Genomic DNA, 210 nt, shown 5'->3' on the forward strand with positions numbered 1-210 from the left:
CGGGGCATGAGGCTAGTAATTTGAATAATCTAAGTAACTTACCGCTGCTTGACCAACGATTAAAACGTTTGAAAATAGAGTTTGAATGACCAAAACAAGAAGGAATATCTCGCCACGGACAACCTGTTCTAATTCTATAGAGAATAGCTTCAATAAAATTGCGTAAATTTGAGTTGTGGTGAATGGATAAATTACGCAGAATAACTTTCA

At 35.7% G+C, this 210-nt stretch carries 1 protein-coding gene; it reads right to left on the reverse strand.

Features of this window, described 5'->3' with window-relative positions; genetic code table 11:
• Nucleotides 1-210 (reverse strand): transposase (locus tag ACEWB7_RS18900; protein ID WP_411581207.1); only part of this gene is annotated, 210 nt, incomplete at both ends.

It is taken from the genome of Acinetobacter sp. NIOH-H-8 (genome assembly GCF_046635365.1).
GTDB lineage: Bacteria > Pseudomonadota > Gammaproteobacteria > Pseudomonadales > Moraxellaceae > Acinetobacter.